Annotated in this window: 6 protein-coding genes and 1 pseudogene; 3 read left to right on the forward strand and 4 right to left on the reverse strand. The window is 37.8% G+C overall.

The genetic code is table 11. The features are described from left to right. Window positions 1–147: 147 nt before the first annotated feature. Entirely contained in the window at window positions 148–1,731 is a 1,584-nt protein-coding gene (gene mbcS, locus AC1UFB_RS15265; protein WP_100347767.1) for an acyl-CoA synthetase MbcS, read from the forward strand. A gap of 51 nt (window positions 1,732–1,782) precedes the next feature. Here the strand turns inward: mbcS and AC1UFB_RS15270 are convergent, their stop codons facing one another. Continuing rightward, window positions 1,783–2,739 carry a VanW family protein gene (locus tag AC1UFB_RS15270; RefSeq protein WP_328100881.1) on the reverse strand — a complete coding sequence of 319 codons (957 nt, stop codon included), beginning with the start codon at window positions 2,737–2,739 and terminating at the stop codon, window positions 1,783–1,785. A gap of 388 nt (window positions 2,740–3,127) precedes the next feature. Here AC1UFB_RS15270 and AC1UFB_RS15275 point away from each other — a divergent pair, with 388 nt between their 5' ends. Continuing rightward, complete coding sequence (locus AC1UFB_RS15275) at window positions 3,128–3,583, forward strand: MarR family winged helix-turn-helix transcriptional regulator (RefSeq protein WP_328100882.1); 456 nt, start codon at window positions 3,128–3,130, stop codon at window positions 3,581–3,583. Window positions 3,584–3,624: 41 nt separating this feature from the next. On the opposite strand, the gene AC1UFB_RS15280 is transcribed toward AC1UFB_RS15275, so the two are convergent. Beyond that, the gene (locus AC1UFB_RS15280) at window positions 3,625–5,136 is read right to left on the reverse strand and encodes a class I adenylate-forming enzyme family protein (protein WP_100347766.1); all 1,512 of its coding nucleotides are present in this window, start codon (window positions 5,134–5,136) and stop codon (window positions 3,625–3,627) included. Between the two features lie 421 nt (window positions 5,137–5,557). Between AC1UFB_RS15280 and AC1UFB_RS15285 the strand changes: the two genes are divergently transcribed. Then, window positions 5,558–6,202, forward strand: a complete 645-nt coding sequence (locus AC1UFB_RS15285) for an SDR family oxidoreductase (RefSeq protein ID WP_025911050.1) — start codon at window positions 5,558–5,560, stop codon at window positions 6,200–6,202. A gap of 27 nt (window positions 6,203–6,229) precedes the next feature. Here the strand turns inward: AC1UFB_RS15285 and AC1UFB_RS15290 are convergent, their stop codons facing one another. Both AC1UFB_RS15290 and AC1UFB_RS15295 read right to left on the reverse strand, forming a co-directional pair. Further along, window positions 6,230–6,847, reverse strand: a complete 618-nt coding sequence (locus AC1UFB_RS15290; protein WP_025911052.1) for an NUDIX hydrolase — start codon at window positions 6,845–6,847, stop codon at window positions 6,230–6,232. Window positions 6,848–6,897: 50 nt separating this feature from the next. Next, window positions 6,898–7,735: pseudogene (locus AC1UFB_RS15295) on the reverse strand (cobalamin-binding protein). Between the last annotated feature and the right edge of the window lie 76 nt (window positions 7,736–7,811).

Consider the following 7,811-nt stretch of genomic DNA (forward strand, 5'->3'; position numbering starts at 1 on the left):
TTTCTCACAGCTGAGGGTGGGAATTTTTATGTTTTTTTGGTTACTATAAACAAATTAGTAGTAACTACTAATAGTTAGTATTATAATAGAGATTATAATGATGCACTGTCATTATAGACATTTTTTTATAGAAAAGGAGTCGTGGCAATGATTCGTTTAGAAGAACTAATTCCAAAAGAACGCTATAATTTAACGGAGGAATTTGAAAAACACGCATCTGATCACCTTGCGATCAAATGGCAAGATGCTGATGGTCATCGAGAAGAAATTACATATAATAATCTATTAAAACGAGCAAATAAAGCCGCAAATTCATTAACAGAACTAGGTTTAACAAAAGGCGATCACGTCTTAGTCATCATCCCCCGCTTAATTGATTCATATGTCATGTACTTAGCATGTTTAAAAGCAGGTATTGTCATTATTCCTTCTTCAGAAATGCTTCGAGCAAAAGATATCCAATATCGTTTACACCATGCCCAAGCAAAAGCGATTATTTCATATTCTCCATTTTGTCAAGAAGTAGACCAAGTAACAGACTTACCTTCTTCTCTAAAGCATAAAATTGTTTTGGGAGATGCTGTGAACTCTTGGACATCCTTAGAGCCTCTTATGGATGCAGCGAGTGATCAGTTTGAAGCCGCTGATACTCATAGAGACGATACGGCCTTTCTGCCTTACACGTCAGGTACAACTGGCAATCCAAAAGGCGTCGTTCATACACACGGATGGGCATACGCTCATCTACGTTTAGCAGCGCGTGAATGGCTAGATATTAAAAAAGGTGATATAGTTTGGGCAACAGCAGGTCCAGGCTGGCAGAAATGGGTTTGGAGTCCATTTTTATCAGTTTTAGGCCAAGGAGCAACAGGAATTGTATATAACGGCCGATTCGAACCAGAGAAGTACTTAGCGATTTTACAAGATGAGCAAGTGAATGTGTTATGCTGCACGCCGACAGAATACCGCTTCATGGCAAAATCAGCAAACTTAGATTCCTTTGACTTATCTCATATTCATAGTGCAGTATCAGCTGGTGAACCGCTAAATGAAGAAGTAATGAGCGTGTTTAAACAACACTTTGGTATTCAAGTCCGTGATGGATATGGCCAAACAGAAAACACGCTTTTGATTGGAACATTAAAAAATGTAGACGTTAAGGTTGGTTCAATGGGTAAACCGATGCTTGAAGAATTTATTGAGATTGTTGATGAAGACGGCAACCCATGTGCCCCTGGTGAAATTGGAGATATTGCGGTTCGTAAAGACCTCCCTTCGCTTTTTAAACATTACTACAAAGACGAAGATCGTACGAAAAAAGCGTTTTGTGGCAATTATTATCTAACGGGTGACCGAGCTTCTAAAGATGCTGATAATTACTATTGGTTCCAAGGCCGCAGCGATGATATTATTATTAGCTCTGGCTATACAATTGGACCTTTTGAAGTTGAAGATGCTTTGATTAAGCACTCTGCTGTCAAGGAATGCGCCGTAGTTGCAAGCCCGGATCCAGATCGTGGTAACGTAGTTAAAGCCTTTGTTGTATTAACTGACCCTACGTTAACTGCTGATGAATCGTTAGTTAAAGACTTACAAAATCATGTTAAGCAATTAACAGCACCGTATAAGTATCCTCGACTAATTGAATTTGTATCTGACTTACCAAAAACAAATTCAGGTAAAATTCGTCGCGTTGAGCTGCGTGCTCGTGAGCAGCAAGTTACTCAATAAGCAACAAAACGCCGAAGCGAATAGCCGCCTCGGCGTTTTGTTTAATTTTGTTTACAGGTAGCGCTGTGCAGTCCGAACTTCAACTGTTAGCGTTCCCCCTGCAACGTTTGTATACGTCTTAATAATAATTGGATATGATTTATTGTTCATAAATTTAAAATCAGGTCCATTCCATGAAACAGTAGCATCTCTTCCTTTAGGAACATATCCTACGTCTTTTGAATGATGAGAACGCGCAACGATTTGTACTCCAGCTTTATCTACTGCGTTAAATAACGTGGAAGATGTTTGACAGATTCCTCCACCAATCCCCATGACTAGTTCTTTGTTGATGATTTCAGGAGCTTGCTGATAACCGCGTTCTACCGTACGAGGCCCTACAACACTATTATAAGAGAAATAATCACCAGGTCCTAAAATAGTGTTGTTAATAGCTTCAGCAGAGAGCTGGATATTTCGATTTCTCCCCGTGTCGTTAGGGCGAAATTTCGTAGTGAAAGAAGCAATTGGTACTTCACTTACTCCTATTGCTGCTTGCACAGAAACGTTTGGTGGTGTTTCATAAATTGGAACCGTAATTTCTAATTGATTTGTGTTTAAATTTTGCAGACTCGCTACAAGTTCGTCTTCTTTTAAAACAATCCGGTTCGAGCCTCCAATTAATGCTCCATTTCCATCTAGCTTCATGCTTTGCATTGGTGTATCGATTCCTTTTGCTAACTCGGAGGCAAGTGCTTTTATCTCTTTATTATATACTTCCTTATCAGCAAAATTAACGGGTTTAAATTCTCGCATTAATGCACCAGTACGAGAATCTTTTAATTGGTACGTTAAGTCTTCTACTTTAATAACCGGCTCTTTTTTTTCTTTTTTCTCTACAGCTTTTTGTTCTTTTTCTGCCGCTGTAGCTGCCGCTTGTTGTGCAGAATGGTCCATATACATATCAAATGCAATATAACCGCTGACCAACGTGGCACTTGCTAAAAGTGCTGCTATAACCTTTTTCATGTAATTGTGATCCCCCCATATTTCGGCTTTACCTCAATATGTCTTTCTTTTAAAAATATGTATGTTTCACTATATTATATAAAAATATAGAAATATTCGTCTATCAAAAAGTAAATATTTTTAAGAAGAAAAGGAAAGACTGAGAAAAGCCAGAATCATTTACACACCCCTTTTTGAAACGAAACATCTGTCTGAAAGCGCTATTGATACTGTCATAATAGCACGAAATAAATAATAATTTAACGAATTTTGGAAATTAAGTTTAACTTTTTTCTATCTAGACTTCATCAAACTGTCACAAATAGAGAAGGTCTTTCATTTATACAAAAGCTTTACACATGTTATAATAATTAGTACAAACGTATGAATCTAGAGGAGGCTCCACAGATTGACGCAGTATAACAAAGAAAATGTGAAAGAACAGTTAGAAAGCATTGATCAAATTAAAGAGGCGCTAGTGAAGTATCGAAACACCGTGATCGGTGAAAAGTATGACTTACTTCCCTACCACCTTACACCTACAAAAGAGACAATCTTAAAAACTGTTTATGATAAAGAAAACTGTATTGTTAGCGATATCACAAAAGTACTTGGCCTTTCCCCAGGTGCCATTACCATTGTGTTAAATCAACTCGAAGATGAACAGCTCGTAACGCGCATTTATAAAAAGAAGAATCGTCGCAGCGTATGGATTGAGCTAACTGAAAAAGGAAAAGACGTTGTGGAAACGTTACAGCAAACGCGTACGGATTTTTGGCTCAGTATTTTATCTCATCTGACAGATGAAGAGCGTTCACAATACATTCATATTATGCAGAAACTTTCAAAAACATTAAGCGAATAAACAAAAAAAGCGGTATAATCACCGCTTTTTTTGTTTATTTTTTAAGCATGAGCTAAAGCTAGCTCTTTTACTTTTTTCTTCATAATTTTACCGACGCTGTTTTTAGGAAGAGAAGGTACAAATACGATTTTAGGAACCTTATAAGCTGTTAATCGTTCTTTGCAGTATTCTTTAACCTCTGTTTCTGTTACAGTAGACTCTTCTCTTACCACCGTATACGCGTAAGGAACTTCTCCATATAAGTCATCTGGCATACCAACTAACGCCGTTTCCAACACATCATCAATGCTTAAAATCACATCTTCTACTTGGTCTGGATAAATATTGTCTCCTCCATATACAATGACATCTTTGTAGCGACCATCAATGTATAGGAATCCCTCTTCATCAAGCTTCCCTGCATCTCCCATAGATAACCAGCCGTCATGTAACACAGCTTGTGTTGCCGCTTCATTCCCCCAGTATCCCTTAAAGATGTACGGGCTTTTCACAAGGACTTCACCAATTTCTCCTGTTGCAACTGCCTCTCTTGTTTCAGGGTTAACTACTTTTACTTCAACACCTGCAATTGGTTTTCCAACAGAGTTTACTTTATCCCAGCCCATTTGAGGTGCCCAGGCGCTGATTACCCAAGCTTCTGTACTACCGTAACCTTGTGCTACCGTAACACCATGCTTTTCTAAGTTACGAATAAGTGATTCAGGTACTTTTGTTCCACCTGATAAAGCTAGCTTCCACGGTAAGTTTTCGCGAGGATTTTGCTCGAGCTCTTCTAATAAGTACGTAAGAGCCGGTGGCAAAGCTAATAATAGCGTAATATTTTCTTTATCAATAATGTCTAAAATCCGTGCTGGTTCGGTCTCTTCTGAACAAACCATTGTCACGCCGCTTTTAATGCAGTGAAACATAGAGTTCATTGAGCTCATATGGAAGAATGGATGCACAAATAAATAGTGCATTTCAACATGAATTAAATCCTCTGTTCTTCCGCTTTCTAAGTATTTTCGAACGCCACCATGTGAAATCATGCAGCCTTTTGCGTTCCCTGTTGTACCTGACGTAAACATCATTAAAGCCGTATCTTCTTCAGTTACTTTATAGTCAAATGAAGGTTCTTCTGCTGAAAATTGATTGAATTGTTCACTAAACTTAGGTTCCCGCTCTAGCACTACCGTAAAGTTCAATTGGTCAATTGCTTTAGCCCCTTCCACAACCGTTGAAAATTCTCGATGATGTAGGAGCGCTTTTAACTTTCCACTTTCAATAATGTGGTCTAATTCGTAAGGTGTCATATTTTCACTAAGCGGGCTTACAACAGCTCCAATTTTTACAATTGCCATCATAACAGTTGGATAAGCAGCGGTTGTACGAGCTAAAATCCCAACTCGATCTCCTTTTGTGACCCCCTGACTTACTAAAAAGTTTGCAATTCGATTAATTTGATTAGAAAACATTTCATACGTATAGCGTTGTTCACCTTCTACTAACGCTTCTTTATTTGGCGATAGCATCGCTCTCTCTGCAACTAGATGTTGAATCGTATTTGATTTCATCTTTATCTCTCCTTTACGTTTTCAACATAACTATTGAAAAAAATGAATTAAAATAGTTTAATTACTAAAATATTAGTGACCCAAAGAATAATATCAAAAAAACATTCATTAGTAAAATTTCAATAGTCCCATATACTCTATTCGTATAGTTTAAAGACAAAAAAGAAGCATTTTAGACCCTGAAACCTGGTATTCAAGAATGTAAGAGCTTTTAACAAAATTCAAATAAATACTAAAAATAGTCATAAGGGTGTATGGTTTTTCTAATTTATGGTTAAAAAGCGTTTTAAAATGATTTTATTTTCTTATTTATGAAATTTATTTTGTTTTTTTACTTTAAAAGTGTTTAAAGCATAACTTTTGAGTGCATAAGAATCGTATGAAATAATAAAGAAAGAATAGAGCTGAAAGGAGAATGTATATGAAAGTATTAGTTATTGGAGCCAATGGACAAATCGGTCAAAAAGTTGTAAGACTATTACACGCTAATGAACAATATACCGTACGCGCAATGGTTCGTAAGGAAGAACAGCTTGAGAAACTAAAAAATGAAAATATTGAAGCGGTCTATGCTAGCCTTGAAGGAACGGTAAAAGAATTAGAAGCAGCAATGAAAGGCTGCGATGCGGTAGTCTTTACTGCCGGTTCAGGAGGTAGCACCGGGTCTGATAAAACGTTGCTAATTGATTTAGACGGAGCAGCCAAATCAATTGAAGCAGCCGAAAACGTAGGAGTTAATCGTTTTATCATGGTAAGTGCCCTACAAGCACATCATCGTGAAAACTGGAATGAGAATTTAAAGCCTTATTACGTAGCGAAACACTATGCTGACAAAATCCTAGAAGCAAGTAGTTTAGACTATACAATCATTCGACCAGGTGGATTGACGAACGACGCTGGTACGGGTAAAGTAGACGTTGCCACAAACTTAACGCGCGGAACAATTCCTCGTGAAGACGTAGCCAAGGTTGTGGTTACTAGCCTTACAGAAGAAGGAACTTACAAAAAATCGTTTGACTTATTAGCAGGCGATAAAAACATCGAACAAGCTCTAAAGACATTATAATAAAACAGGCGGTCGTAACCGCCTGTTTTATTTATTTAATAACTGGGTGAAATGATGCAAAATCTTAGCAGTTAGACCCCAGATTACACGATTCTCATAATAATAAAAATGCTCTTCCATCTTGCGTGTTTGCCAATTATAATCTTCTCCTCCAATGATATCATCAAATGGGAAGGTTGAATCAGGCTCTACTTTAAAATGAATATGATGAACTTCAGGTGGATTCTCTTTAAAGAACGAAAGGGGTACGGTAAATATTTCCGCTACCTCAGAAGGGTTTGGACGTAGTGGCAAATCATCTTTTAAAACCCCGATATACGGATAAATAATAGTTCCGAATTGCGACACGATATAATCTAATGGTTTGACATTTTCAACCGCTTTATTTTCAATACCCAGTTCTTCTGTCGTTTCTCTCACTGCTGCATCTTGAGGTGTTGAATCATTTGGTTCAATCTTACCCCCAGGAAAACAAATCTCACCAGGTTGCCTACGCAAATGGTGGGCCCTTACTTCGAATAACACATGAAGCTCATCTTGTTTTTGAACAAGTGGGACCAAAACGGCAAACTGTAAAAATTCATCCATGCCTAAAATGTTTGGATTTCGCTTAGTTAATGTTTCGAGTATGTCATTTAGCTTCAATGTACCACTTCCTTTTCTCTCTTTTTCGTAGTAACAGCATAGTTTGTTGGTTAAGGCTTGTCAACTTCCATACCCTTTAAAACTGATAGTAGCACATCTTCATCTTTATCCTCTTTAAAAATAGCGGGATGAAGCAGCTTAGCTAGCTTTTTAAGACCAACTAATAATCGTGGAGATGGCCGGCAAAATAATGCCTCCTCTAAAATATGTATATCCGTTTCCGACAGTCTTAATTCTTCCCAACCAGAACGTTTTTGGATCACTTTTTTATTGACGTTCTTTTCGGCTACCCCAACCCACGCAAGACATATCGCTTGAGGTTTTCTCTTTTTGACTTCTTCCCACGTTGTTTGAACGCTTGGTTCACTGTAATCTTCAAACATATTTTTTGCTCCGGCAAGCGCACTAATTTCAGTTAGCCAGTTTGAGCCACCTGGCGTAAACAAAGGCTTTGGCCACCATTCCCAGTAGATGTTGGGCTTGTGTGTAATACGCTGGGCTAACTCTTTATAGTAGGTTATTTCTTTATCAAATCGCTGCACAATTTTTTCTGCATAAGTACCTACTCCAATTAAATCCCCTACAGTCAGAAGGTCATTTCTAATATCACTTAAGGACTGAGGATTTAACGTAACGAAAGGAAGGTTCCTTTTTTTTTAATTCTTCAATGTTTCGCTCCATTCCAGGAACGCTTAAAGAAGCTAAGATTAAATCCGGCTTCAGCTCCTCAACCAAGTCCATATCAATAGACAAGTCAGGACCTAATCTCGGTAATTTTTGCACGCTGTTCGGCCAATCTGAATAGTTATCGACCCCTACAAGTAAATGCTCGCATTGCAAATAACCAATGAGTTCAGTGTTGCTAGGGCATAGAGACACAATTCGCATTAAAACTCCTCCCTCTATAAATGTTGATTTATCAACGGTTTGAGCCGTTGGTGGGGTGTCAAAAAAATATTTTTCG

This window comes from Priestia sp. KCTC 13724 (assembly GCF_056820425.1).

What these genes read in the sequence shown, in the direction of transcription:
- mbcS (WP_100347767.1), top strand. Translation starts at nt 148, where the DNA reads ATGATTCGTTTAGAAGAACTAATTCCAAAAGAACGCTATAATTTAACG.
- AC1UFB_RS15280 (WP_100347766.1), bottom strand. Translation starts at nt 5,136, where the DNA reads ATGAAATCAAATACGATTCAACATCTAGTTGCAGAGAGAGCGATGCTA.
- AC1UFB_RS15270 (WP_328100881.1), bottom strand. Translation starts at nt 2,739, where the DNA reads ATGAAAAAGGTTATAGCAGCACTTTTAGCAAGTGCCACGTTGGTCAGC.
- AC1UFB_RS15285 (WP_025911050.1), top strand. Translation starts at nt 5,558, where the DNA reads ATGAAAGTATTAGTTATTGGAGCCAATGGACAAATCGGTCAAAAAGTT.